This is a genomic window from Halorussus vallis, from assembly GCF_024138165.1.
Taxonomy (GTDB): Archaea; Halobacteriota; Halobacteria; order Halobacteriales; family Haladaptataceae; genus Halorussus; species Halorussus vallis.
This window is the reverse complement of the sequence record NZ_CP100000.1, coordinates 746,037-771,786: the sequence shown is the minus strand read 5'-3', so window position 1 is coordinate 771,786 and position 25,750 is coordinate 746,037. Positions and strand designations below refer to the sequence as shown.

General features: G+C 66.9%; 23 protein-coding genes. 8 read left to right on the top strand and 15 right to left on the bottom strand.

The features are described from left to right. Window positions 1-55: 55 nt before the first annotated feature. Entirely contained in the window at window positions 56-1,117 is a 1,062-nt protein-coding gene (locus tag NGM07_RS04080) for a zinc-dependent alcohol dehydrogenase family protein (RefSeq protein WP_253517513.1), read from the bottom strand. A gap of 62 nt (window positions 1,118-1,179) precedes the next feature. Between NGM07_RS04080 and NGM07_RS04075 the strand changes: the two genes are divergently transcribed. The 3 genes from NGM07_RS04075 (at window position 1,180) to NGM07_RS04065 (ending at window position 3,807) form a co-directional block, all read left to right on the top strand. Beyond that, a complete protein-coding gene (locus tag NGM07_RS04075; protein ID WP_253517510.1) occupies window positions 1,180-2,319 on the top strand; it encodes an acyl-CoA dehydrogenase family protein in 1,140 nt (379 codons plus the stop codon). Window positions 2,320-2,321: 2 nt separating this feature from the next. After that, window positions 2,322-3,173, top strand: coding sequence for an alpha/beta fold hydrolase (locus NGM07_RS04070; RefSeq protein WP_253517507.1), 852 nt, complete (start codon window positions 2,322-2,324; stop codon window positions 3,171-3,173). Between the two features lie 106 nt (window positions 3,174-3,279). Next, window positions 3,280-3,807, top strand: coding sequence for an Lrp/AsnC family transcriptional regulator (locus tag NGM07_RS04065; RefSeq protein WP_253517505.1), 528 nt, complete (start codon window positions 3,280-3,282; stop codon window positions 3,805-3,807). Window positions 3,808-3,903: 96 nt separating this feature from the next. Here NGM07_RS04065 and NGM07_RS04060 read toward each other — a convergent pair whose 3' ends face one another. From NGM07_RS04060 to NGM07_RS04025, 8 genes are all read right to left on the bottom strand, one after another. Beyond that, window positions 3,904-4,332 (bottom strand): DUF8108 domain-containing protein, encoded by a 429-nt coding sequence (locus tag NGM07_RS04060; protein ID WP_253517502.1) that lies wholly within the window; start codon window positions 4,330-4,332, stop codon window positions 3,904-3,906. Between the two features lie 25 nt (window positions 4,333-4,357). Beyond that, a complete protein-coding gene (locus tag NGM07_RS04055) occupies window positions 4,358-5,287 on the bottom strand; it encodes a prohibitin family protein (RefSeq protein WP_253517499.1) in 930 nt (309 codons plus the stop codon). Between the two features lie 114 nt (window positions 5,288-5,401). After that, entirely contained in the window at window positions 5,402-5,839 is a 438-nt protein-coding gene (locus tag NGM07_RS04050; RefSeq protein ID WP_253517496.1) for a MaoC/PaaZ C-terminal domain-containing protein, read from the bottom strand. Further along, a complete protein-coding gene (locus NGM07_RS04045; RefSeq protein WP_253517493.1) occupies window positions 5,836-6,309 on the bottom strand; it encodes a PaaI family thioesterase in 474 nt (157 codons plus the stop codon). Before NGM07_RS04045 ends, NGM07_RS04050 begins: the two co-directional genes overlap by 4 nt. Window positions 6,310-6,311: 2 nt before the next feature. Further along, window positions 6,312-8,273 carry a 3-hydroxyacyl-CoA dehydrogenase/enoyl-CoA hydratase family protein gene (locus NGM07_RS04040; protein ID WP_253517490.1) on the bottom strand — a complete coding sequence of 654 codons (1,962 nt, stop codon included), beginning with the start codon at window positions 8,271-8,273 and terminating at the stop codon, window positions 6,312-6,314. Between the two features lie 285 nt (window positions 8,274-8,558). Next, window positions 8,559-10,181, bottom strand: a complete 1,623-nt coding sequence (locus NGM07_RS04035) for a long-chain fatty acid--CoA ligase (RefSeq protein ID WP_368410230.1) — start codon at window positions 10,179-10,181, stop codon at window positions 8,559-8,561. A 6-nt stretch (window positions 10,182-10,187) separates the two neighbouring features. Continuing rightward, on the bottom strand, window positions 10,188-11,351 hold the full coding sequence (locus NGM07_RS04030) for a branched-chain amino acid ABC transporter permease (RefSeq protein ID WP_253517488.1): 1,164 nt from the start codon (window positions 11,349-11,351) through the stop codon (window positions 10,188-10,190). Between the two features lie 61 nt (window positions 11,352-11,412). Next, window positions 11,413-12,762 carry an ABC transporter substrate-binding protein gene (locus NGM07_RS04025; RefSeq protein ID WP_253520144.1) on the bottom strand — a complete coding sequence of 450 codons (1,350 nt, stop codon included), beginning with the start codon at window positions 12,760-12,762 and terminating at the stop codon, window positions 11,413-11,415. Between the two features lie 217 nt (window positions 12,763-12,979). Here NGM07_RS04025 and NGM07_RS04020 point away from each other — a divergent pair, with 217 nt between their 5' ends. The 3 genes from NGM07_RS04020 to NGM07_RS04010 are packed head-to-tail and all read left to right on the top strand — an operon-like array spanning window position 12,980 to window position 15,484. After that, window positions 12,980-13,891: a branched-chain amino acid ABC transporter permease gene (locus NGM07_RS04020; protein ID WP_253517485.1), complete on the top strand. Its 912-nt coding sequence runs from the start codon at window positions 12,980-12,982 to the stop codon at window positions 13,889-13,891. A gap of 1 nt (window position 13,892) precedes the next feature. Next, window positions 13,893-14,768, top strand: coding sequence for an ABC transporter ATP-binding protein (locus NGM07_RS04015; protein WP_253517482.1), 876 nt, complete (start codon window positions 13,893-13,895; stop codon window positions 14,766-14,768). Further along, the gene (locus NGM07_RS04010) at window positions 14,768-15,484 is read left to right on the top strand and encodes an ABC transporter ATP-binding protein (RefSeq protein ID WP_253517479.1); all 717 of its coding nucleotides are present in this window, start codon (window positions 14,768-14,770) and stop codon (window positions 15,482-15,484) included. The genes NGM07_RS04015 and NGM07_RS04010 overlap by 1 nt, the downstream gene beginning before the upstream one ends. Window positions 15,485-15,534: 50 nt before the next feature. On the opposite strand, the gene NGM07_RS04005 is transcribed toward NGM07_RS04010, so the two are convergent. The 4 genes from NGM07_RS04005 to NGM07_RS03990 all read right to left on the bottom strand — a co-directional run bounded on the left by NGM07_RS04005 (window position 15,535) and on the right by NGM07_RS03990 (window position 19,813). After that, on the bottom strand, window positions 15,535-16,374 hold the full coding sequence (locus NGM07_RS04005) for an ABC transporter permease subunit (protein ID WP_253517455.1): 840 nt from the start codon (window positions 16,372-16,374) through the stop codon (window positions 15,535-15,537). 84 nt (window positions 16,375-16,458) lie between these two features. Continuing rightward, window positions 16,459-18,153 (bottom strand): acetate--CoA ligase, encoded by a 1,695-nt coding sequence (locus NGM07_RS04000; protein ID WP_253517453.1) that lies wholly within the window; start codon window positions 18,151-18,153, stop codon window positions 16,459-16,461. A gap of 174 nt (window positions 18,154-18,327) precedes the next feature. Next, window positions 18,328-18,987: a hypothetical protein gene (locus NGM07_RS03995; protein ID WP_253517451.1), complete on the bottom strand. Its 660-nt coding sequence runs from the start codon at window positions 18,985-18,987 to the stop codon at window positions 18,328-18,330. 55 nt (window positions 18,988-19,042) lie between these two features. Then, window positions 19,043-19,813: an SDR family NAD(P)-dependent oxidoreductase gene (locus NGM07_RS03990; RefSeq protein WP_253517448.1), complete on the bottom strand. Its 771-nt coding sequence runs from the start codon at window positions 19,811-19,813 to the stop codon at window positions 19,043-19,045. A gap of 226 nt (window positions 19,814-20,039) precedes the next feature. Between NGM07_RS03990 and NGM07_RS03985 the strand changes: the two genes are divergently transcribed. Then, on the top strand, window positions 20,040-21,503 hold the full coding sequence (locus tag NGM07_RS03985) for an extracellular solute-binding protein (RefSeq protein WP_253517445.1): 1,464 nt from the start codon (window positions 20,040-20,042) through the stop codon (window positions 21,501-21,503). Window positions 21,504-21,999: 496 nt separating this feature from the next. Here NGM07_RS03985 and NGM07_RS03980 read toward each other — a convergent pair whose 3' ends face one another. Continuing rightward, window positions 22,000-23,070: a phosphotransferase family protein gene (locus NGM07_RS03980; protein WP_253517443.1), complete on the bottom strand. Its 1,071-nt coding sequence runs from the start codon at window positions 23,068-23,070 to the stop codon at window positions 22,000-22,002. A gap of 214 nt (window positions 23,071-23,284) precedes the next feature. Between NGM07_RS03980 and NGM07_RS03975 the strand changes: the two genes are divergently transcribed. Further along, the gene (locus NGM07_RS03975) at window positions 23,285-24,493 is read left to right on the top strand and encodes an acyl-CoA dehydrogenase family protein (protein WP_253517440.1); all 1,209 of its coding nucleotides are present in this window, start codon (window positions 23,285-23,287) and stop codon (window positions 24,491-24,493) included. A 61-nt stretch (window positions 24,494-24,554) separates the two neighbouring features. Here NGM07_RS03975 and NGM07_RS03970 read toward each other — a convergent pair whose 3' ends face one another. Beyond that, complete coding sequence (locus NGM07_RS03970; protein WP_253517437.1) at window positions 24,555-25,724, bottom strand: zinc-dependent alcohol dehydrogenase; 1,170 nt, start codon at window positions 25,722-25,724, stop codon at window positions 24,555-24,557. Window positions 25,725-25,750 lie beyond the last annotated feature (26 nt).

Here is a 25,750-nt window from a genome sequence, read left to right as displayed (position 1 = left end):
CGTCCCCGAGACGGAGCGGATTTCTGTCACAACGCGCGGCGAATTGTGCGTTCCGCTAGAACTCGTCGACGACCGGGATGCCCATCGTCTCGTAGTCGCTCATCGCGGCGAGCTTCTCGGGCACGTCGTCGAGGGTCACCGTCTCGGAGACGACCGCACTGGGGTCGAGCGCGCCCTTCTCGACCATCCGGAATATCTCGTCGTACCGGGGCGGTTGCATCCCGAACGAGCCGAGGAAGTCCACCTCCTGCATCACCATCGCGTCGGTCGGGAGTTCGACGCTCCCGCGTTCCTCCTTCGTCGTGAGGCCGATCTGGACGTGTTGGCCCCGCCGCCGGAGGCTGGTCACGGAGTTCCGGCAGGTTTCGGCGATGCCGAGCGCATCGACGCTGACGTGCGCGCCGCCGTCGGTGATTCCCTTGACCGCTCGGGGGACGTTCTCCGTCTCGGCGGCGTTGACGGTCGCGGCCGCGCCGAGTTCCTCGGCCTTCGCCAGTTTCTCGTCGGCGAGGTCGACCGCGACGACGTTCGCGCCGAGCGCGTCGGCGATGTGGACCGCAGAGAGGCCGACCCCGCCGCAGCCGTGGACCGCCACCCAGTCGCCGGCGTCGACGTCGGCGCGGTGGACCAGGCCGTGGAAGGCGGTCACGAACCGACAGCCCAACCCCGCCATCGCGACCGGCGAGACGCCGTCGGGGAGCGCGACGGCGTTCTGGTCGGCGGCCGGGACGTGAACCTGCTCGGCGAACGCGCCGGGCGCGGCCTCTGCGAACCCGAGCGGGAGCAGGTTCTCGCAGACGTTCGAGTGGCCGGTCCGACACTCCGGGCAGGTGCCGTCGCTGAGGTTGAACGGGACCGCGACGCTGTCGCCTTCTTCCAGGCGAGTCACGTCCTCGCCGACGGCCACGACGGTTCCCGCGGGTTCGTGGCCCAGAATCTGGCCCTTCGGCGGCTTGGCGCCGATCCAGTCCCAGTCGCCCTGCCAGGCGTGCCAGTCGCTCCGACAGATGCCGCAGGCCTCGGTTTCGACGACGACGCCGTCCGCGGCCGGTTCGGGCCTGTCGACGTCCTCTATCCGTAGCGGTTCCCCGTACTCCTCCAGGACTGCGGCGCGCATGGTTGTTTAACAGTATTTCCCCTGCCCCAAAAATATTTTTCATTGGAAGGCTATGAGTCCGTATGGCATTCCAACTGTCAGACGAACAGCGGGCAATCCGCCAGGCGGTCCGGAAGTTCGGCGAGGAGGAGATCCGCCCCGTGGCGAGGGAACACGACGAGACGGGCGAGTACCCCGCCGACCTCGTGGAGAAGGCGGCCGAACTCGACTTCGTCGCGCCCAACGTCCCTCACGAGTACGGCGGGGCGGGGATGGACACCCTCTCGTCGATCATCGTCACCGAGGAACTCTGGCGGGCCGACCCCGGCATCGGGAGCGCCATCGGGAGTCGCGGGTTCGGCTCGAGCATGATACGGAAGTACGGCGACGAGTGGATGAAAGACGAGTGGCTCACCCGCATCGCGTCGGGCGACTCGGCGTGCTGTAGCTGCATCTCCGAACCGGCCCACGGCTCGAACGTCGCGGGAATCGAGACGCGGGCCGAAAAGGACGGCGACGAGTACGTCATCGACGGCAACAAGATGTGGATCACGAACGGGACCGTCGCCGACGTGGCGGTCGTGATGACCAAGACCTCCCCGGGCGAGGGCCACCGGGGCATCACCGCGTTCCTCGTCCCGACCGACCTTGACGGCTTCCGGACCGAGAAGATAGACAACAAGCTCGGCATCCGGGCCTCGGACCTCGCGGAGGTCGTCCTCGACGGCGTTCGGGTCCCCGAGGAGAACGTCATCGGCGAGGTCGACAAGGGGTTCTACCAGCTGATGGACTTCTTCGCCAGCGGGCGGGCCAGCGTCGCCGCCCAGGCCGTCGGCGCGGCCTCCGCGGCGCTCGACGCGGCGCTCGACTACGCCCAGGAGCGCGAGCAGTTCGGCCAGAAGATAAGCGAGTTCCAGGCCATCCAGCACAAGTTGGCCGAGATGGCCACCAACGTCGAGGCCGCCAGGTCGCTCACCTACCGCGCGGCGTCGTACGTCGAGGACGGTGACGACCGGTTGGCCACCCGGTTCGCGAGCATGGCGAAGCTGTTCGCCAGCGAGCACGCCGTCGACGTGGCCGACGAGGCCATCCAGGTCCACGGCGGCGCGGGCTACGTCACCGACCACCCCGTCGAGCGCTACTACCGCGACGCCCGCATCACGAAGATCTACGAGGGGACCAGCGAGATACAGAAGAACATCGTTGCCGACGACCTCCTCTGACGATGCCCGACCACGAGACGTGGACCGACGACCAGGAGACGACGACCGTCTCCGTCGACGGTCACGAACTGGACGTGGCGTACTTTCAGGACGGCGAATCGAGCGGAGGCGACCCGCCGGTCGTCTTCCTCCACGGGATTCCGACGTGGTCGTTCCTCTGGCGCGACGTCGCGCCCGCCGTCGCCGAGGACCGACGCGTGCTCGCGCCCGACCTGCTGGGCTACGGCAACTCGGCGATGCACGACGGCTTCGACCGGTCGATACGCGCCCAGGAGGCGATGCTCGACGACCTGCTCGACCGCCTCGGAATCGACGCTGTCTCACTCGTCGCCCACGACATCGGCGGCGGGGTCGCCCTGCGGTACGCCGCTAACCGACCCGATTCGGTCGAGCGACTCGTGCTCTCGAACGCCGTCTGCTACGACTCCTGGCCGGTCGAGTTCATCAACGGACTCGGCGTTCCGGGAACCGTCGAGGACCTGAGCGACGAGGAACTCGACGCGAAACTCGACTTCGCGTTCGCCGACGGCCTCTACGACGACGAGGGCCACGAGGAGTTCGTCGAGGGGATGAAGGCGCCGTGGCGGTCCGAGGAGGGTCGGACCTCCCTCTCGCGCAACGCCGTGGCGACCAACACCAACCACACGACCGAAATCGACTACGGGGCGATCACGGCCGAGACGCTCCTGCTGTGGGCCGGCGACGACGTGCTCCAGCCAGTCTCGTACGCCGAGCGACTCGCCGACGACCTGCAGGACGCGGAGCTCTCGGTGCTCGACGAAGCGTACCACTGGGTCGTCGAGGACCGACCCGACGCCTACCGCGAGGCGCTCCGGTCGTTCCTGTCAAAGTGAGTCAAAGTGAATCGCCCCGACCGGGCCGAACGTCGATTCCGGGCCGAATCGAACCGGTTCCCCGGCGAAGGGGAATCCTGATAAACGCGTCGCGGAAAGGAACGGTATGACCGACACGAGCAAGTCGCCCGACTGGGACTTCAAGGACCGGGATATCGCCATCCTCCGGGAGTTGACCCGAGACCCCCAGTTGTCGTCGCGACAGCTCACGACGATTCTCTCCGAGGAGTACGGCATCGACGTCTCGCACGTCACCGTGAGCGAGTCCATCCGCGAGATGCGCAACGAGGGCGTCTTCCGCGAGGCGATCATCCCCAACGAGGAGTACTACATCTTCGGCCTCTTCGAGTTCAAGTTCAACGCCGAGAACTTCGCGGAGGGGTGGCGCGACGCGATGGAGTACATCCGCGACGACCCCCACACCCTCTTTTACTTCCTCTCGGACGGCGAGTACCAGTGGAAGACGGTGATGATGTTCCCCGACCGGGCCTCCGAGTCGCGGTGGATTCACGAGTGCTACAAGGAACACGGCGGCGTCATCGCCAACATCCGAAACTCGGTCATCCACAACGTGCTCAAGTTCGGCACCGACCCCGAGATCTTCGACGAGTTGAACGAACACTACCACGAGTAGGGGCCGGCGGAGGGACCCCCGGCACCGGATTCCGGTCAACTCCATCCGGTGGAACCGGCCGTCTCGGCGACGCCCGAGAACGCCCACGTCGGAGCGTCATCGGCCGCGTTCGAGTTCGCGGTCGACCGCGTCCCGCTCTCGGCATTCCAACGCGGCGACCGGGTCGGCGCACACTTCACAGCGGACGGTTCGCGTCGTGGACAGGCGAACGAGGGGGACGCCGAGGAACACGAACTCCCGATGCGTGACGCGGCGCTCGCCCGTTCCCTCCCAATCGGCGCAGGATTCGCAGACGTCCGTCTCGGAGAGCCGAATCGCCTCGGCGTCGCTTCGCTCGAACACGCCCGACGCGATTCGCGGATAGGGGGACGGCGTACCGGTCGCACTCCGGACGGCCACGTATCCGAGACCGAGAACCAGCGCGAGTACGAGCGGTAGCAGGAGAAAACCCGATGCACGCGCCATTGCAACCAGTAGCACGAACGCGGCGGCGATAGCCGTCGCGACCCGAACGTATCGTCGCATCTCGAAACTCCCGGTGGTTCGAACGTCAGTTCTCGCTCTCGTTTCCGGACGAGGCGTTCCGGTTCGTGGGCGTGGCGTCGTCGGTCACGTCTCGCGTGAGGGTGACGCCGCCCTCCGCCGGGACGTAGATGGTGTTCTCGTTCTCCCGGAGCGCCTCGATGTAGCGGAGGTCGAGCACTTCGGGGTTCCGGCGGAGCGCCTCGCCCTTGATGCGAATCTGTTCGGCTTCGGCCTCGGCCTCGATGACCCTGCGCTCCTTGTTCTTCTTCGCGACCTGAATCTCGTACTCCGCCTCCTCGATCTTCTGCTGTTTGACCTTCTTCTGCTCGATGGACTTCGCGTACTCGCTGGGGAGTCGGACGTTCCGAATCTGGACGCTCTCGATGACGATGCCGCTACCCTCGGTTTCGTTCTTGAGCGCACCTTCGACGGCGAGTTTGAGGCGGGTCTGTCCCTCGCCGGTGTAGATGTCGGTCACGTCGATGTTACCGCCCTCGGTGCGCAGCACCGACCGAACCGTCGGGCGGATGAGGCGCGACTCCGCGGTCGGGAGGTCCCGGTACTCCTCGTGGAACCGTGGCGCATCGCGAGGCGTGACCCGGTAGCGGACGGTCACGTCGACGTCGACGTGTAGTCCGTCCTGCGTGAGCACGCGAACCGAGTCGTCCTGGTTCGCGTTGTCTCCCTCGCCGCTCTGGTGGCTCATGGTGTAGGTCTGGGGTCGCGTCGGGACGCTGACCGTCCCCTCGATGATGGGTGTGATGAAGTGCCAGCCAGGTTCGAGGACGTCGCCCGTGACCGCGCCCTGGTTCTTCACGACCTTCACCTTCCCTTCGTTCACGCCCTCGAACGCCATCATCCCGCCGACCAGCGAGACGAGAAGAAGCAATACGAGGCCGATTACCGTGGCGGACTGAGCGAGTCCGCCGGTGTCGATTGGAGGGTCACTGCTCATGTTCGTTCCGAGATGCGAACCAGGTGTATATAGCGCTGACTACTTGCGCGTTTTACATGAAACGGCGACGGACCGCGCGACCGACCGCCTCGCGGAGAAGAACGCGGCAGGGACCTACTTCACCAGCGACAGCAACTCGCACGACAGCACCGTCTCGTCGCGCTGATTCAGCACGTCGGCGTCGTACCTCACGACTCCGCTAGCGGTCGGGTGGTCCCGGGGCTCCTTCTCTACGACCTCCAGTTCGACCTGGACGGTGTCTCCGAGTCGGACCGGCGCGACGAACCGGAGGCGGTCGACCCCGTAGAACGCCACCACGTCGGCCCGCCGGTTGGTAGACCGGCGGGCCAGCCCCGTCATCACCGAGAACACCAGCGCGCCGTGGGCGATGCGTTCCCCGAAGTCGGACTCGGCCGCCACCGTCTCGCTGGTGTGCAGGGGGTTGAAGTCGCCGCTGACGCCGGCGAAGTTGACCACGTCGGCCTCGGTGACGGTTCGCGACGGCGTGGTGACTTCGTGGCCGACTTCGAGTTCGTTGAACGAGAGGCTCACTGCGACTCCTCCCGGAAGAGCCGATAGCTCGCGCTCCCAACCGCGACCTCGGTTCGTTCGCTCCCCCGGCCGTCGCCCGCTCCGCGCTCGCTCTCGACGGTGACCCTGGTGACGCCCATCGACCCGCCGGCCCGGACGACCGTCGCCTCCACGAACAGGTCGCCGGTCGCCGGCCGGAGGTACGAGACGTCGAGGTCGGTGGTCGTCAGGCGGGCGTCGGCGGGGTCGTCGAACGTCGTCCGGAGGGCGAACCCGCTGGCGGTGTCGACCAGCGTGGCGGCGATTCCGCCGTGGACGACGGGGGTGCCGCCCGGGTCGGGGTTGAGGAGTTTCTCGTCGTAGGGGACCGACATCGCCACCCGGCCGCGCTCGACGTCCTCGACGCCGAGTCCGAGCCACGAGAGGTAGCCGTGTCGGTCGACGAACGCCGAGAGTTCCTCGACCTGGGCCGTGGACAGTTCCTCGCCCATCTTCACTCGCCCCGGAACTCGGGGTCCCGGTCGTCGCGGAACGCCGCGGTGCCCTCGCGCACGTCCTCGGTGCCCATCAGCAGGCCGAAGCCCTGGCTCTCCAGCGCGAGCGCCGCGTCGAGGCTCGCGTCGGCCCCCTCGTTCATCACCTTCTTGGCGACTTTGAGGCCGAGCGGCGGTCCCTCGACGATGTCCTCGACGAACGCCGAGACGACGTCGTCCAACTCCGCTTCGGGGACCGCGCGGTTGACCAGGCCCCACTCCTCGGCGCGCTCGGCGCCGATGCGGTTGCCCCGGAAGACGAGTTCCTTCGCGCGCGTCTCGCCGAGCAACCGGAGCAGGCGTTGGGTGCCGCCGCCGCCGGGGATGAGCCCCAGGCCGATTTCGGGCGACCCGAACTCGCTGTCCTCCGTGGCGATGCGGAGGTCGCAGGCGAGCGCGAGTTCCAGGCCGGCGCCCAGACAGTAGCCGTCGACCTTCGCGATCACCGGCCGCTCGAAGTCGTTGACCGTCTCGAACGCGGGCGTGACGTCCATCGCGTCGGTGGGGTCGAGGTCGGCGAAGCCGCCGATGTCGGCGCCCGCGCTGAACGCCCGGTCGCCCGCACCCTCGAAGGTCACGCACCGAACCTCCTCGACGTCGACCGACGAGAGCAGGTCGTCTATCTCCCCGAGCAGGTCGGCCGAGAGGGCGTTCATCCGCTCGGGGCGGTCGAGTTCGATCTCGAGCAGACCGTCGTCGGTGAGGTCGTAGTTCAGCAGACGGTAGCCGCCCGGACCGTCGCCGTCCCCGCCGTAGTCGTGGAAGCCCGCGCCCGCGTCCTCGCCGGTCTTCCCCGATTCGACGAGTTCGATCAGGTAGTCGTCGGGCGCGAATCGGTCGTCGCCAGTTTCCTCGTGGAGGGTCCGGAGCTTGTCGAGGACCGTGTCGAGGCCGAGCTTGTCGGCGCGTCGGCAGATGCCTTCGGGGAAACCAAGCCCGAGTTTGACCCCGGTGTCTATCTCGTCGGGCGTCGCCACGTCGTCGCCGACGAGGCGGGCGGCCTCGTTCACCATCCGGGCCTCGACGCGCAGGGTGTCGAAGTCCTCGCCGTCGCCGGGTTCGTAGTCGACGCCCGCTCCGTTTTCGTGGTCGTAGAACCCCTTCCCGGTCTTCCGGCCGAGCTCGTCGTTCTCGACCTTCTCCTCGGTGATGGGCGGAATCGGCCGCCCGGCCTCGTTCCGGACGTGGTAGCCCACGTCGATGCCGGTCAGGTCGGAAAGTTCGAACGGGCCCATGGGGTAGCCCCGCCGGTGGACCATCGCGGCGTCGGCCTCGCGAACCGCGGCCTCGCCATTCGAGACCATCCACGCGGGTTCGTCGGTGAACGGTCCGAGCACCGTGTTGACGACGAAGCCCCGGACGTCCTTCCGGACGTAGATGGGCGTCTTGCCGACTGACTCCACGAACTCGTAGGCGGTTTCGGCCGTCTCGTCGCTCGTCTCCTCGCCGTAGATGACCTCGACGAGGTCCATCTTCACCGGCGGGTTGAAGAAGTGCATCCCGACCACGTCCTCGGGGCGGTCGGTCGCGCTCGCCATCTCGGTGATGCTCAGGCTAGATGTGTTCGATGCGAGTATCGCGCCGTCGGGTGCGAACTCGTCGAGGTCGGCGAAGATGTCCTTCTTGAGTTCCATCTGCTCGGGCGCGGCCTCGACGACGAGGTCGGCGTCGGCGACCGCCGACCGGAGGTCGGTCGTCGTCTCGATTCGCGCGAGTATCTCGTCGACCGGTTCGTCGAGGCGGCCCTTCTCGGCTAACTTCTCCAGACTCCACCGGATGCTCTCGTAGCCGTCCTCGACCAGGTCCTCCTCGATGTCGCGCATCGTGACGTCGTAGCCGGCCATCGCGACGACCTCTGCGATTCCGTGGCCCATGTTGCCCGCGCCGAGGACCGCGACGCGTCGGATGCTATCTACCGTCATACGGTACTCCGATTCGTGACATGCCACCTTAACTCCACCGAGTGAGAATTACGACTGTAAGGTCTTTCGGAAGTATCGGAAACAACGGTGGTTGTAGTACCGAATGAAGAAATCATTGTTAGCGATACTGGCGTTCAATCGCAAGTTCGCAGTGGCGAGCGGTCGCTCAGTGTCGAAGTGGAATTCGCGAACCGAACGCGCAGTTCGGGGTTGCGACGATACGTCGCGACGGCATGACCGAGACGATACGAGCACGACGCCCGGGGAGTGACCCGACGAGTCGGGTCACTCCCCGGGCGTGAACCGCAGGTCGGGGTCGTCGAACCGGTCGCGTAGCACCTTCTTGTCGAACTTCCCGGTGGCGGTCTTCGGCACCTCCTCGACGAAGACCACGTCGTCGGGGAGCCACCAGTCGGGGTGCTCGCCTTCGAGGAACGCCCGGAGGTCCTCGGCGGTCACGTCGGCGCCGTCGCGCACCACCGCGCAGGCCAGGGGCCGCTCCCGCCAGCGCTCGTGGGGGACCGCGATGACCGCCGCCTCGACAACGTCGTCGTGGGCCATCAGTTCGTTCTCGAGTTCGATGGTGGATATCCACTCGCCGCCGCTCTTGACCACGTCCTTCGCGCGGTCGACCACCTCGATGTAGCCGTGTTCGTCGACGGACGCGATGTCGCCGGTCTTGAGCCACCCTTCCTCGAAGTCCTCCTCGTTGGCCTCGGGCCGGTTGTAGTACTCGCTCACGACCGTCGGGCCGCGGACGTAGAGTTCGCCCACTGCACTCCCGTCCCAGGGGACTTCCTCACCGTCGTCGTTCACGAGTTTCATCTCCATCCCCGGCGAGAGCAGGCCCTGTTTCGCCCGCATCTCGAAGCGGTCCTCGCGGTCCCAGTCGGCCATCCGGGCCTTCGGCCGGGCGACGCTGCCGATGCTCATCGTCTCGGTCATCCCCCACGCGTGGTCGATGGTCACGTCGTACTCGTCCTCGTAGCGGGCCATCACGCCCTTGGGCGCGGCGCTGCCGCCGACCACGATGCGTTCGAGCGAGGAGATGTCGGCGTCGTGGTCGTCGAGGTAGTCGAGCATATCTATCCACACCGTCGGCACGCCCGCGGTCAGCGTCACGCCCTCCGCCTCGATGAGTTCGACGAGGTCGGCCGCGTCGGGCGATGGACTGGGGTAGACCTGCTTCGCGCCCGCCATCGTCGCCGCGTAGGGGAACTCCCAGGAGTTGACGTGGAACATCGGGACGACCGGCAACACCACGTCGCGCTCCTCGATGCCGAGGGCGGCGGGGGTCATCACCATCAGCGCGTGGGCGTATATCATCTCGTGGGTGTACTCGACGCCCTTCGGCTTCCCGGTCGTCCCCGACGTGTAGCACATCCCCGCCGGCTGGTCGCCCGAGAGGTCGGGCAACTCGAAGTCGGGCGACCCGGCGGCGACGAGGTCCTCGTAGGCGTGGACGGGAAGGTCGGTGTCCGGAACGTCGGCTTTGGTCCCCATCACGACCACCGTCTCGACGCTCTCCAGGCGGTCCCAGAGGCGTGCTATCGTCTCGAACGGCTCGCCGGGGTCGACGAGCAACACGTCGTCGTCGGCGTCCTCGACGATGTACTCGACGTGGTCGTCGCCGAGCAGGACGTTGACGGTGTGGAGTTGCGCGCCCGCGAGCGGCGCGGCGTAGTACGCTTCGAAGTGACGGTGGTGGTTCCAGCCGAACGTCCCCACCCGGTCGCCCTCCCCGACGCCCATCTCGGCCAGCGCGCTCGCGAGCGCTCGTGTGCGCTGACCGAATTCCGCGTAGGTGTAGCGGTGGATTCCGTCGCGGGTCCGGGCGACTACCTCCGTCTCGGGAAACAGCTTCGTGGCCCGCCAGAAGAACGGCCGAATCGTCATCTCGGTCGGCACGCCCGCTCACCCCTGCTCCCGGTCTCCCCGACCGTCGCCGGCCACGGTGTCGCCGGAGCCAAGCCCACCGCGTAGCCGGGCCCAGAGGTTCTCGATGCCGCCGGTGACGCCGTTCTCGAAGAACATCACGACCGCCAGCAGGATGACGCCGAAGACGAGTTGCCACCGGGCGGCCAGCGCCGGGTACTGGTCGATGGTGAACCGGAGGTACTCGTAGACGAACGAGCCGACCGTCGGCCCGAGGAACGAGTACGGCCCGCCGATGACCGTCACCAGGACGGGCGTGGCCGAGAACGTCCAGTGGCCGATGCCCGGGACGACGCTGCTCTGGAGCGGCGCCCACATCGTACCGACGAGGCCGGTGAACGCCGCGCTGACGACGAACGTCGCCCACGAGTGGCGCGTGACGTCGATTCCCAGCGACCGGGCGCGCTCGGGGTTCTCCCGTATCGCGAGGCAGACCCGGCCGAACGGCGACCGGACGATGCGCCAGAGCGCGTACATCGACCCGACGAACGCCCCCAGGACCACGAAGTAGAACGCGAGGTAGTCGTTGATGTTCATGAAGGTGAACGTCCACCCGAACAGGTCGACCTCGCCCATCGCCTGGAAGGAGATGATGAGGCCGTCGTCGCCGTTCGTGGCGAGCAGTTCGGTGGCCGTCTCGCCCAGGCCGAGCAGTTCGACGAGTTGTCCCGTGATGTCCTGGAGCAACACGACGTACACCGCCATGCTGAACGACAGCGTGATCATCGCGAAGTATATCTCTTCAAGTTGGACGCTGAGGTAGCCGACGAAGACCGCCAACAGCGTCGCAAACGCCACCCCGAACAGCACCGCGAGGCCGAACGTCACCAGCACGCTGGCCCCGCCGAACAGTTCGGAGACGCCGAGCAGGGGGCCGACGACGTTGAACACCTTCGCGGTGGTGTATGCCGCCACCGCGAGGAACATCGCGTGGCCGAACGAGAGCAGTCCCGTGTAGCCGTACAGCAGGTTGAACGCCGTGCCGAAGATGGCGATGAGTAACATGGTGATGAGCAGCGACGTCTCGACCGGTCCAAGAATCAGCGGCGCGCTCACCAACACGGCGGCGACGACGATGCCCGCCACTGCGACCCCGAGGTCGGCGTTTCGAAAGCGGTCGCGTACGGTGTCTGTGTAGCTCATGTGAGTCGTCTGGAACTTGAAATTCGATGGTGTCTGGAACTGTCGAGGGCCGACCGCCCGCTCAGATGCCCGGCGGGAGGTTGGTGTTCGCCTGGCTCAGCAGGTCGGTGAGCGTCTTGCGGTCGGCACTGATGGACTGCGAGGGCTGGAGGCCCACGCCGTTGTACGGGACGTCGTCCTTCTTGCTGGTGGTCCCGATTATCGTCGGTGCGTTGGCCTGGTGGGAGTCGGCCTGGATCGTGATCGGCCCCCGCGGGTCGTTCTGGTACTGCATCCCCTCCAACTGCGAGATGATGTCGTCGGGGTTGGTGCTGCCGGCGTTCTCCATGGCTCGCTTGTACATCCAGAGGGCCGACCACGCGCTCGGCCCGGTGAACGACGGGATGCCGATGGTGTCGGTGTTGGCGTACTCCTGGTTCCAGGCGTTCAGGAAGTTGCGGTTGTTCTGGTTGTCGTAGGTCGAGTGCCAGTACCACGAGGAGTAGTTGACGCCCTCGGGCATCGTGTTGCCGAGCGCCTGGAACACCGTCGGGTCGGCCCCGAGCGTGTCGAAGACGTCGGTGGCCTGTTCGAACAGACCCTGCTGGGTCGCCTGCTGGACGAACGTCACCGCGTCGCCGCCCCAGAACGAGGTGAACACCAGTTCGGGGTTGGCGTTGGCCACGGTGTTTATCTGGGGCGTCATGTTGCTGGCCCCGACCTCCGGGAACTGGCTGGCGACGTACTCGTAGTTGGCGCCCATCGCGTTCGAGAACGCCTTGAAGTACTCCCAGCACTGCTGGCCGTAGGCGTAGTCCGGTCCGAGGTTGGCCACGCGCGTGACGTCCAGGTTCTCGTTGGCGTACTTGGCCATCGCGTAGGTGTTGACCGCCGTGTTCGCGTTTGTCCGGAAGTGGACCTTCGTCCCCTGGGCGTTGTCGCCGTACTTCTGTTCGTCGTGTTCGGTGATGAACGGCGTCCCGATGTCGGTCAGCGTGAGCGGCACGCCCAGCGCGGCGACCGTCGGCGCGGTCGAGAGCGTCACGCCCGAGGAGGTCAGACCGATCATCGCCGCAACCCCCTGGCGCTGGACCAGGTCCCTGAAGTGCTGGTTCGCGGTCGAGGCGCTGTTCTCGTGGTCGCGGACGACGAGTTGGACGTTGCGCCCCATGATGCCCCCGGCTTCGTTTATCTTCTTCACCGTGAGCCTCGCGGCGGCGACGGAGGCCGCGCCGAGCGACTGTCCCAGCCCCGACAGCAGGTACACCGCGCCGATCTTGATCGGCCCGTTCTGCGCCGAGACGCTCCCCACGGGACCGGTCAGTCCTGCTACGCCGGCCGCGCCGGCCGTTCCCAGGAACGTCCGTCGATTCCATCTCGTCGATTCGGTTTCCCCCTCTCCCCCACCGCGGGGACTGTTGTCGGTTGTCATGAACCCCACGAAACTTCAATGATAGGTGCTAACATATACCTTCGCCTGAGTACGCGGCGGAACCGTTCTCTATTCTATCAGTATTTCCGACTACTTTTACTTCTTGAGGGATACTCATACAAAATCTCGCATAAATTAATGATTCGGCGGTCGTATCACCACACAGAGCCGTCGTACCCGGCGAAACGTTTAATCGTGATGTTACTGAGGTATGGGTATGGTTGACATTGGCCTGGTCGCCGATCAGGTTGTCACTGGCCTCAGCATCGGGGCCCAGTTGTTCCTCGTCGCAATCGGACTGAGCCTCATCTTCGGCGTGCTCGACGTGCTCAACTTCGCCCACGGCGCGCTGTACATGATCGGAGCGTACGTCGCCGTGACGCTGGTCAACGGCCTCGAGATATTCGGCGTCGCCATTCCGCAACTGGGGTTCTGGCCGGGAGTGCTGGCCGCGCTGGTCGTCGTGGGGGTCGTCGGGGCTATCGTCGAGATGGGGTTCATCCGCAGGCTCTACGGTCGGCAAGAGGAGGTGCTCGACCAACTGCTCCTGACGTTCGCGTTCGTGCTGATACTCACCGACCTCACGCGAATCACCTTCGGAACCGGACAGTACGTCATCTCGCCGCCGGCGGCGCTCCGGGGGACCGTCCGATTCACGGAGTCGCTCTCGGCCCCGACGTACCGCGTGTTCCTGATCCTGATGTCGGTGGCCGTGCTCGGCGCGCTGTTCGCGGTCCTCAGACTCACCAACGTCGGCCGTCTGGTCCGGGCGACCTCCAGCGACCGCGACATGGCCCGCCTGCTCGGCATCGACGTCTCGCGGCTGTACACCGGCGTCTTCTTCGCCGGAGCGGTCCTGGCCGGCCTCGGCGGTGCGCTCGCCGCACCCGTCGGCGCGGTCAGTCCCGCGATGGGCAACCAGGTCATCATCAACGCGTTCGTCGTCGTCGTAATCGGCGGCCTCGGGTCGTTCAAGGGCGCGTTCGTCGGCGCGTACGTCATCGGACTGCTCATCGCCGTGGGGAGCATCGTCATCTCGGGCGCGGGCCAGTTGCTCCCGTTCCTGGCGATGATAGCCGTGCTCGTCCTGAAACCCCAGGGGCTGTTCGCGACCGAAGGGGGTGCCTGAGATGGGGACCGTGCTCCGGACCGAGAACCTCACCCGGAAGTTCGGCGCGCTCGTCGCCGTCGACGGCGTGAGCGTGGCGATAGACGACGCCGACATCACCAGCATCATCGGCCCCAACGGTGCGGGCAAGACGACGTTCTACAACCTGCTCGCCGGCCAACTCGAACCCACGGACGGGCGCATCTTCGTCCGCCCTCGGCGGTCGGAGTCGGTGGCCGACGGCGGGCGCGCGACCGACGGCCGACGGGCGACCGACGGGGGGACCGCCACCGAAACCGGCGCGACGAACGGTGCGGGCGACTCCGTCGGCGACGACCTGGTGGACGTGACGGGGCTGGAATCGTTCGAGATAAATCGGCTCGGCCTCGCGCGAGCGTTCCAGATAAACAACGTCTTCCAGCGGCTGACGGTGCTGGAGAACGTCCGAATCGCCCGCATCAGCCGGGAGGGTCGGACCCTCGACGTGACTTCCATCGCCGCCGGCGACGACGAACTCAACGAGGAGGCCTACCGCGTGCTCGAACTGACGAACCTGACGGAGGTGGCCGACACCCGCTGTGCGAACCTCTCGCATGGCGACGTCCGGAAGGTCGAGATCGCGCTGGCGCTGGGCACCGACCCGTCGGTGGTCCTGCTCGACGAACCCACCGCGGGGATGAACGCGACCGAAACCCGCCGGATGGTCGACCTCGTCGACGACCTGAACGAGAACACCGACACCACGTTCGTCGTCACCGAGCACGACATGGAGGTCGTCCTCGGCATCTCCGACCGCATCCTGGTGTTCGACAACGGTCGGCTCATCGCCGACGGTACCCCCGACGAGGTGATGGCCGACGAGCGCGTCCGCGAGGCCTACCTCGGAGGTGAGAAGTGATGGCGCTCCTGGAACTCGAAGACGTGAACGTCTACTACGGCAACAGCCACGTCCTGTTCGACCTCGCGCTCGACGTCGCGGAGAACGAGGTGGTGGTCCTGCTCGGGCGCAACGGCGCGGGCAAGACCACGACGCTCCGGAGCATCGTCGGCACCGTCCCGCGCCGCGAGGGCCGCATCGTCTACCGGGGAACCGACATCGCCGACTCGCCGGTCGACGAGATCAGTCGACTGGGCGTCAAACTCGTCCCGGAGGACCGCCGGATATTCCCGACGCTGACGGTCCGGGAGAACCTCCAGGTCGCCGCCGAAACCGCCGTCGACCCTCGGCCGGTCGAGGAGATGTACGAGATATTCCCGACGCTCGACGACCTCCGCGACAGCAGGGGCCGGGACCTCTCGGGAGGCGAACAGCAGATGCTCGCGGTCGGTCGGGCGCTGGTCCAGAACCCCGACCTCCTGCTGCTCGACGAACCGACCGAGGGCCTCGCCCCGGTCATCGTCGAGGACCTCCGGCGGGTGCTCGCCGACGTCGTCCAGGAGGACGTGACCGTCCTGCTGACCGAGCAGAACGTCCAGTTCGCGCTGGACCTCGCCGAGCGAGCGTACATCATCGAGAAGGGGTCGAACGTCTGGGAGGGGAGCGTCCCCGAACTCCGCCAGCGCGACGACCTGCTGGAGGAGTACCTCTCGGTGTCGGTCGCCGAGTCCGACTGAGCGGCTCCGGCGGTATCGCCTCTCGCGGAGCGCGGCCGGGCGCTGCGAACTCAGTTTAGGTCCGCGCCCCTGAAGCGGCGGTAGCCGAGACCGAGCGCTCCGAGACACCAGAGGGCGAGCACCGCGAACCCGACCCAGTCCTGGAGGTAGAACGCGTCTGCTTCGGGGTAGAACGTTATCTCGCGGTACGCCGGGATGACGGCCCTCGCGGCGTGCATGAACGCCGTCGAGGGGTTGAGCAGTCCGAGAAAGGGGAACCAGTCCGGCAGTCCGGCCTCCGGTACCTCCCGGCCGAATATCGCCAACTGGAGGACCAACAACACGACGTCCCAGCCCAGCAAGAAGAGCGCGTACAGCGACGTTGCACCGACGAGCGCCCACTCCCTCGTTTTCAGCCACGCCGAAAAGCCGACGGCGATGCCGACGTACACCGCTCCGTACAGCACCGTCAGCGCCGTGAACGCCCCGAAGATAACGAAATCGAACGAGTCGAACGTGGCGAGCGCGACGATTCCCGCGACGGCGTAGCCGGCGAGTATCGAAACCGCGACCACCGCGGTTCGTCCGACGAACTTCCCGACCACGACGGCCGCTCTCGAGTTCGGCAGTCCGAGCAGGAGTCGGAGGCGGCCGCTCTCGTGGTCGCCCGCTATCGCGTTGTACCCCATCCCGAGCCCGATCCACGGGACGAAGAAGACGGTGGGCTGTCGCATGCTGTTCAACAGCGCTAACGTACTCGTGTCGACGTGACTGTCCCGGTATCCTACCGGAACGAACTCCATCGCGGCGAGACCGGCGGCGAAGAGCGCGAACAGGAGCGCGAGTCCGAACAACGAGTACGACCGGACGGAATCGAGGAACTCCTTTCGGACGACTGCAGCGAAACCCATGAACGGACGATAATCTATCAAGTATATAACTTCTTTCGATAAGGCCTCACGCCCGCGGGTTCCGACGCGAGCGAACGACCGGGGTTACCTGCTCTCGCGGTCCCGAAGCTTCCGTCGCTGGATCTTGCCGGTCGTGGTCTGGGGGAGTTCGTCGAGGAACTCGATTTCGCGGGGGTACTCGTGCTTGGCGAGTTCGTCGCGGACGAGCGTCCGGATCTCCTCCCGCAGTGCGTCGTCGCCCGCGACGCCTCGAACCGGTTGGACGAACGCCTTGATTATCTCGCCGCGCGTCTCGTCGGGGATACCGACGACGCCGACCTGTTCGACCTCCGAGTGTTCGAGAATGGCGCTCTCGACCTCGCCGGGTCCGACGCGGTAGCCTGCGGTGATGATGACGTCGTCGTCGCGGGCCTTGAACCAGAAGTAGCCCTCCGCGTCCCGGTAGCCCAGGTCGCCGGTCAGGTGCCACGCCGCGTCGTCTGGCCCCTGCACGGTCACGCTCGCTGTCTTCTCCGGTTGGTTCCAGTACTCCTCGAAGACGACCGGGTCGCCCTCGCGCCGGACGGCTATCGTGCCGACCTCTCCCTCGGGTTGGCGCTCGCCCGTCTCGGCGTCGAGGACGGCGACCTCGTGGCCCGGAATCGGCTTCCCCATGCTCCCCGCCTGCGCCTCGAACCACCGCCGGCAGTTGGCGACCAGCAGGTTCGCCTCGGTCTGGCCGTAGAGTTCGTTGACGGCCACGCCGGACAGTTCCTCGTCGGCCCAGTCGAGTATCTCGGGCGTGAGCGGTTCGCCGCCCGAACAGACGGCCTTCAGGTCGAGGTCGTAGTTCTCGGTCGGTGCCTCGACGTCCATCATCATCCGGATGGCAGTGGGCGGGAGGAACGCGTCGGTGACCTCGAACTCCTCGAGGAGTTCGTAGGCCGTCTCGGCGTCGAAACCGCCCATCGGGTAGCCGACCACGGGCCGGCCGTAGTGCCACGCCGGGAAGACGAGGTCGCCGAGCGCGCCGATCCAGGCCCAGTCGGCGGGCGTCCAGAACGTCGAGGCGTCGACGTCGAGTTCGAAGTAGGCGTAGAACGCCGGGCAGTGGCCTAGCCAGACGCCGTGGCCGTGGAGCACGCCCTTCGGCGGGCCGGTGCTCCCGCTGGTGTACATGATTATCGCGGGCGCGTCGGCGTCGGTTTCGGCGATTTCGAACGCCGTCGACCCCTCCTCGTAGACCGCCTCGAAGGGTTCGACGTTGGCCTGCAGGTCGTCGGCGTCGGCGGCGGTATCGTCGCCGTCGGTGGCATCTTCGGCGTCGACTGAGACGACGTGTTCGAGGTCCGGGCAGTCGTCGGCGACCGCCCGCACGGCGTCCAGCACCGACTCGTCGGCGACGACGGCGGTCGCCCCCGAGTCCTCCAGGCGATACCGGAGCGCGTCGCGGCCGAACAGGACCGACAGCGGCAGCGACACCGCGCCGAGTTTCCAGCACGCGAGGTGCGTGATGGGATTGGCGGGTTTCTGCGGGACCACGACCGCGACCCGGTCGCCACGCTCGACGCCGCGGGCCGCCAGCCCGCGGGCGAACGCGTCCGTGCGGTCGTCGAGGTCGGCGAACGTGTAGGTTTCCCGGGTTCCGTCGAGGTAGGCCTGATAGAGCGCGGGTCCGTCGGGGTCCTCGTGTTTGCGCAACAGGTCGCGGGCGATGTTGTAGTCGTCGGGTATCCGGTCCCATGAGAACTCCTCGCGGGCCCGGTCGTAGGTGTCGGCCAGCGTGATGCGCCATGGCATAATCGGGCGTCTCCTGTGGTAGAACTGCGTTACCACGGGTGAGCGGATAAATGGTGTTGGTTGATGGCACTTGTCATGGGATTCTCGGGCCACCCGACGGGCGAGCTCGTCGGGTCGCCGTGCGCGCTCAGCGTTCGGCCCACCTGCGAATCTCCGGCGCGCCCCGTCGGGCGATTACGTCGAGCGGTCGACGACGGACCCGAGGTCCAGAGTGCCGCTATCGCTGACCCGAACCGTCTTTCCCAACGCGCCGGGCCGCGACGCCTGGACGGTGAACGCGCAGTGGACTCTGTCAGGGGGCGTCTCTCCCCCCGAATCCAGGACGAGTGGGAACGTGATGGTCCCATCAGTGTGGACGTCTGGCGCGGTAACGACGAGGTCAGACCGGCCCCCTCGTCGGTCGTACCGCAGTCGGACCCCCGGCCACGTCGGCGGTCGCACCCACATCCGGACGGTGTGTCGTGTGGCGTACTCGGCCGGCGGCCCGACGCGAAAGCGGAACCAGTCGGCCTCGTAGCCCCGGTACGGTTCGCTGGCGGCGAGTCCGCCGACGGTCGAGTTCAGGGTGAACCGGAGCGACCCGGGTTCCGCGCTCTCGGACAGCACTCGGTCGAACTCCACGGCGGCGTAGCCGATTCCGTCGGCGTCGTCCCGCGGTGGGTACTCCCACCGAAGTTCGCCGCTCTCGGCGAACGTTTCCGCTTCGATGTGGGCCGGCCCAGTTCCGGGGATTCGGCCCGAACAGCCGCCGATGGTCGCGGCGACTCCGGCTCCGAGTCCCGCAAGAAGCCGTCTCCGCGTCGTTCCGTCGGTCGAGTCCGGGCCGGAGGGCATGGCGATCGTTACGACCACCACATCTCAGCGAAACAAGTATTCCGGAATCGATTCGTCACCGCGCGGTCCACCCGCCGTCGACCGCGAGGCACTCGCCGGTGACGAACGAGGCGGCGTCGCTGGCCAGGAAGACGGCCGGGCCGGCTATCTCCTCGGGGTCGGCGAACCGCGCGAGCGGCGTCCGGTCGACGATGGACTCCCGGAGTCGTTCGTTCGCCTGCAGTTCCTCGGTGAGGTCAGTCTTCACGTACCCCGGCGCGAGCGCGTTGATTCGCACGTCCGGCGCCCAGTCGAGCGCCACGCTCTTGGTGAGGCCGACGAGGCCGTGCTTCGAGGCGACGTAGGGGTGCTGGCGGGGCAGGCCCACGACGCCGCCGACGCTGGCGACGTTGATGACGCTCCCGCCGCGCTCGGCGAGCGACTCGGCCGCCGTCCGGGCGCAGGTGAACGCCCCGCGGAGGTTCACGTCGACGGTTAAGTCGAACGCCACCGGGTCGACGTCTTCGGGCGGTCCCAGCGCCGCGTCGGGGTTGACGCCCGCGTTGTTCACCACGCAGTCGACGCCGCCGAGTTCGTCGTCGACGCGGTCGAACAAGTCGCGTATCGACGCTTCGTCGGTCACGTCGGTCGGGTGGACGAGCGACGACGCCCCGCGGTCGCGGACGTCGGCGACGGCTTCCTCGACGGACTCCTCGGTTCGTGAGGTCGGCACCACGTCGGCCCCGGCGTCGGCGAACCCTGCGGCGATGGCGCGGCCGATACCGCGAGTGCCGCCGGTGACGACCGCGACGGTTCCAGAGAGGTCGAACGCCTCGAGGTCGGTCATGGCTTCGCAAACGGGCGTGCGGGGCTAAAGCGTTCGGCACGCGCCAGCGCGAGGTCGGATTCGCGTCCGGTCGTCTTCGCTCCGAAGATGTCCGGCCGTCTTCGCCCAAGCGCGTCCGACCGTGTTCGCACCGACGCCGTCCGGTCGGGTTCCTGTCGCTTCGAGTACGATTGGCGAAGCTGATTTACGGGGGTTTACCGTTGTTCTTCCGGAGGTTTGGCAGATAATGACATACAATGGGGGCGGCGTCTCCAGACGCCGGTTCGTCAAAGCGGTGGGTGCATCGGGGGCCGCGGCGGGACTCAGCGGGTACGTCGAAGACGGGGCCGTGGGCGAAGTCCAGCAGGGCGGCACGACCACGCTTCAGTGGGCGGCCGACGCGGACCTGCAGGGGTCGACTTGGACCGAGCAGTTACAGCCGGTCCTCTACAAGAACGGCCTGTCGAAGGACATCGAGGTGAAGGTGCTGGCGGGGCCGAACGTCACGGGCAATCGCCGGGCGCAGTACCAGCAGTGGCTGTCGGCCAACCGGAAGAAACCCGACATCCTCTACGTCGACAGCGGGTGGACGATTCCGTTCATCGTCCGCGACCAGTTGACCAACCTGAGCCAGCTCGGAGCGTTCCCGCAGTCGCGGATTAACCGCATCGAGAAGGAGTACTTCGGCGCGAGCGTCTCGACCGCAAAGGGGCCGAACGGCGACCTCTACGCGCTTCCGATGTTCCCGGACTTCCCGACGATGCAGTACAACAAGCGCCACCTGCGACAGGCCGGGTACGGCCAGTCGGACTTCCAGAAGTGGGCGACCCAGTCGATGACCTGGAAGCGGTTCTCGCAGGTGACCAAGGAGGCGATGAACAACAGTGACGTCCAGTACGGCTTCTCCTTCCAGGGGAGCGCCTACGAGGGGCTGTCGTGCTGTGACTTCAACGAGTTCATGACCAGCTGGGGCGGTGCCTACTTCGGCAACCCCCGGAAGAACCTCTTCGGACCCATCGGTAAGCGTCCCGTCACCGTCGACGAGAAACCGGTCGTCGACGCCATCAGGATGGTCCGGACGTTCATCCACGGTTCCCAGGCCAACCATACCCTGAACGGCTATCAGGGCAACATCGCACCGCCCGCGGTGATGCAGTGGACCGAGGAGCCCTCGCGCAAGCCGTTCACGGCGGGCAACGCCGTGATGCACCGCAACTGGCCCTACGCTATCAACACCAGCGGTTCGCAGGACAACCTCGGCAAGGACCTGGGCGTGATGCCGATTCCGTACGCCAAGACCGAGAAACAGACCAAGTACCCGATGACGGGCGGGCCGGTGGCGGCGCTGGGCGGGTGGCACAACGCCATCAACCCCAACTCCGAGAACAAGGAGGCCGCCGCCGAGGTGCTGAAGGCGATGATGAGCACCGAGTTCAAGTACCGGCTGTTCGAGGTCATCGGCAACATCCCGCCGGAACCGCCGCTGTTGACCACCGAGCGGGCCAAGCAGGTGCCCATCATGGGCCGGTACGTCGAACAGCTCAGAATCGCGGGCGAGAACGCGATTCCTCGGCCGGTCACGGCGGTCTGGCCCCAGGAATCCTCGAAGATCGCCCAGCAGGTCAACGGCGCGTTCCAGCGGGGCGGCAACCCGAAGCGGGCGATGACGCAACTCAAATCCCAGTTGCAGGCCATCGAACAGAGCGCCTAGACGGTTAGAAGGCGTGAATTCGGTGGTGCCCGTTCGGCGACGGTCGCGGGTCCGGTAGCGGTTATTCACCTTCGCGGCGTAGAATACGAATGCCGACTGCACTCTGACTACGCAACTGTTGCAGCGAACACCCGACCGCAACAGCAACCGTGACCGCGACTGCCACAGCAACCAGACTGCAGACCGCTACTCACACGATGACTATGAGTACCGCACCGCCACCGCACGCCACACGACTCCCCAGCCGACTCCCTCACTCACGCCTTCGGCGTTCGTTCAGTCATCCCTCGCACGCATTGGCACGGCCCCAAACCGCCGGAAGACAACCCGCGTCTTCCGAGGTCACCCTCGCTTCGCTCACGGCTCCGCCGTTCGCTATTCCGAGGCGGCGAAGCCGCCTCGCGTTCGCTCGCGTGACCGCAGGGCCGCGCCAGCGCGCACCACTCGGTTGAGCCTCGTTCGCCTCGTTCCAGAAGTTGCCGGTGCGCACCCTTTCCTACAGCGGTTCCTCGCCGTCGATGATGCGCTTGGCGCGCTCGCCGAGGGCGGGGACTCGCTCCTCCATCTTCGGGTAGAGGGGGTCGTCGCTGTTGCCCTCCAGGTAGCGCCGGTAGAACATCTCGCCGAGCGCGGCGAGTTTGTACACCGCCAGGGTCCGGTAGAACCGGTCGTCGTCGTACTCGAAGCCGGTGGCCTCCTCGTACCGGTCGACCAGGTCCCGCCTGCTCGGATACCCCTCCGCCTCCATGAACGTCGCCGTCAGTTCGGGCGTCGCGGGTTCGGGGTCGTCGGGGTCGCGCCAGTACGAGAGCATCCAGCCGAGGTCGGCCAGCGGGTCGCCGAGCGTCGCCATCTCCCAGTCGAACACCCCGACCAGTTTCGGCGGGGTCCCCGGCCCGAACATCACGTTGTCGAGTTTGTAGTCGCCGTGGACCAGCGTGTGCGGATGGTCGTCGGGGCACTCGGCGACCAGCCACTCGCCGACCTCCTCTAACACCGGCACGGTTCGCTCCTCGGCGGTCCGGTCGAACGCCCACTGGAGCTGCTGGGTCCAGCGGTCGACCTGGCGCTCGGTGTATCCCGCGGGTCGGCCGAACTCGCCGAGTCCGACTACCTCGTAGTCGAGCGCGTGAATCTCGGCGAGCGTGTCGACCAGTTCCTCGCCGATTCGCCGGCGGTGGGCCTCGTCGGCGAATCGCTCGGGTTCGCGCTCGCGGAGCACGTCGCCCTCGACTCGCTCCATCACATAGAAGTCGCTCCCGATGACCGAGTAGTCCTCGCAGGCCAGTACGGTCGTCGGGACCGGCACGTCGGTGTCCTGGAGCGCGTCCATCACCCGGTACTCGCGGAGCACGTCGTGGGCCGTCTCGGCGGTGGTCCCCGGCGGCGGCCGCCGAACGACCAGTCCGCGGTCGTCCCAGTCGACGAACAGCGTCTCGTTCGAGTGACCCTCCTGGTGGTGGGCCACCGCGAACTCCTGCGGTTCGCCCAGGTGCTGGGCCAGGTAGTCCCGGAGTGCGTCCTCGTCGACGAGTCGGTCGTAGTAGGTGAGTTCGTCCTCGGTCATTGTCTCATCGGGTTCCGATGTCGGTGTCGGTCGGCGTCGTTCTGTCGGCGGTCGGCGGTCAGTGGCCGGCGGTCGGCGTTGGCGGCCGCGACGCGACGGCGTCGCGGCCGCACCGCGCCCGTTCGTATCGATTGTACGGCCAACGCCGATATAGTACTTACGAGGATAAAATAATCGGAGAAATACTTTTACAGTGGTGCATGGACTGTTGGGTATGGAGTACGACGACTCAGAGCGCGCGAGGGAGGTCGCCGACCGGGTGCGGAGTTTCGTCGAGGAGGAAGTGATTCCGGTCGAACGCGAACACCTGGGCGGTCCGACGGTCGACCGGGAGACGGTCGACGAACTGCGGGACCGCGCGCGCGATTACGACATCTACGCGCCCCAGATACCCGAGGAGTACGGCGGGATGGGGATGGACTTCCGGAACGTATTGCCGGTGTTCGAGGAGGCTGGCCGGAGCCTCCTCGGCGCGACGGCCATCCGGGTCGACGCGCCCGACGAGGGCAACATGCACACGCTCGAACTGGTCGGCACCGACGACCAGAAGGAGCGGTGGCTCCGCCCGCTCGCGGCCGGCGACATCCGGTCGGGGTTCTCGATGACCGAACCCAACCCGGGCGCGGGGTCGGACCCGAAGATGATACGCACGACCGCCGAGAAGGACGGCGACGAGTGGGTCATAAACGGCCACAAGTGGTGGACCACCCAGGGGAGCGAGGCCGACGTCCTGCTGGTAATGGCCCGGACCGACCAGGACGCCCATCCGTACGAGGGCTGTTCCATCATCCTCGTGCCTGCCGACACGCCGGGCGTCGAAGTCGTCCGGGACATCCCGCACCTCGGCGGCGGCGTCACCGGAACCGGCCACGCCGAGATTCGCTACGACGACGTCCGGGTGCCCGAGGAGAACCTGCTCGGCGAGGAGAACGCCGGGTTCGCCATCGCCCAACAGCGCCTCGGTCCGGCCAGGCTCACCCACTGCATGCGCTTTTCGGGGATGGCCGAGCGCGCGCTCGAAATCGCGAAGGCGTACGCCAGCCAGCGGACCGCCTTCGACGGTCCGCTGGCCGAGAAGCAGGCCCTGCGGTTCGAGGTAGCTGAGGCCGAGACCAGACTCCACGCCGTCCGGACGATGGTCCGCCACGCCGCGCGCCAAATCGCCGCGGGCGAGGAGGCCCGCATCGAGGTGGCGATGTCGAAGACGTTCGCGGCGAACGTCGTCCAGGACGCCATCGACGCGTCAATCCAGCTCTGCGGCGGCAACGGCATCGGCAAGGACCTGCCGCTGGCCGACTTCTACGAGAACGTCCGACAGTTCCGCATCATCGACGGCGCCGACGAGGTTCACAAGCGCGTCATCGCCCGGAACGCGTTCGAGGACGTCGACGAGAGCGAAGTCGAGCACCTGACGCGCTACTGACGCTGGCGTCGTGAGTTCGAGTTCGGCGAGTCGACCGACGGTCGACTCGCCGAATCCGCTCTCAGGGCGTCAACACCGCCTTGATGCACCCGTCCTCCTTGTCCCGGAACGTCTCGTACATCTCCGGGCCGCGCTCCAGGGGCACGTCGTGGGTGATGACGAACGAGGGGTCGATGTCGCCGTCCTCGATGCGCTCCAGCAGCGGGTCGAGGTAGCGCTGGACGTGCGTCTGGCCCGTCTTCACCGTCAGCGCCTTGTTCATCATCGGGCCGGCCGGGAAGTTGTCCGCGTGCCCGATGTAGACGCCGGGAATCGAGAGCGTCCCGCCCTTCCGACAGCACCGAATCGCCTGCCGGAGCACGTGGGGTCGGTCGGCCTCCAGTTTCGCCTTCTGTTTCACCTGGTCGGCGAACCCCATCAGCCCCGCGCCGTGGGCCTCCGTCCCGACCGCGTCGATACAGCGGTCCGGGCCGCGACCGCCGGTCATCGACATCAGCCGGTCGTAGACGTCCTCCTCCTCGAAGTCGATGGTTTCGGCGTCGCCGTGTTCGCGGGCCATCTGGAGGCGCTCGGGCACCCGGTCGACGGCGACGACCCGGCCCGCGCCGAGCATCCAGGCGCTCTGGATGGCGAACTGGCCGACCGGGCCGCACCCCCAGACCGCGACCGTGTCGCCGTCCTCTATCTCGGCGTTCTCGGCCGCCATGTACCCCGTCGGGAAGATGTCCGAGAGGAACAGCACCTGCTCGTCGGGCAGGTCGGAGTCGACCTTTATCGGGCCGATGTCGGCGTACGGCACCCGGAGGTACTCTGCCTGTCCGCCGGCGTAGCCGCCCAGCATGTGGGAGTAGCCGAAGATTCCGGCGGGCGACTGGCCCATCACCTCGCGGGCCATCTCGGCGTTCGGGTTCGAGTTATCACAGAGCGAGTACATGTCTTCCTCGCAGAACCAGCACGACCCGCAGGAGATCGGGAAGGGGACGACAACGCGGTCGCCCACCTGGAGGTTGTCGACGGCGTCGCCGACCTCGACCACCTCGCCCATCGGTTCGTGGCCCAGCACGTCGCCCTCCCGCATCGTCGGCATGTAGCCGTCGTAGAGGTGGAGGTCCGACCCGCAGATGGCGGTGGCGGTGACCTCGATTATCGCGTCGTGCGGGTTGACGATCTCGGGGTCGGGCACCTCGTCGACCCGGACGTCGCCCTCGCCGTGCCAGCAGAGCGCCCTCATCGTTCCGTCCCTCTTCCCTCGCGGTT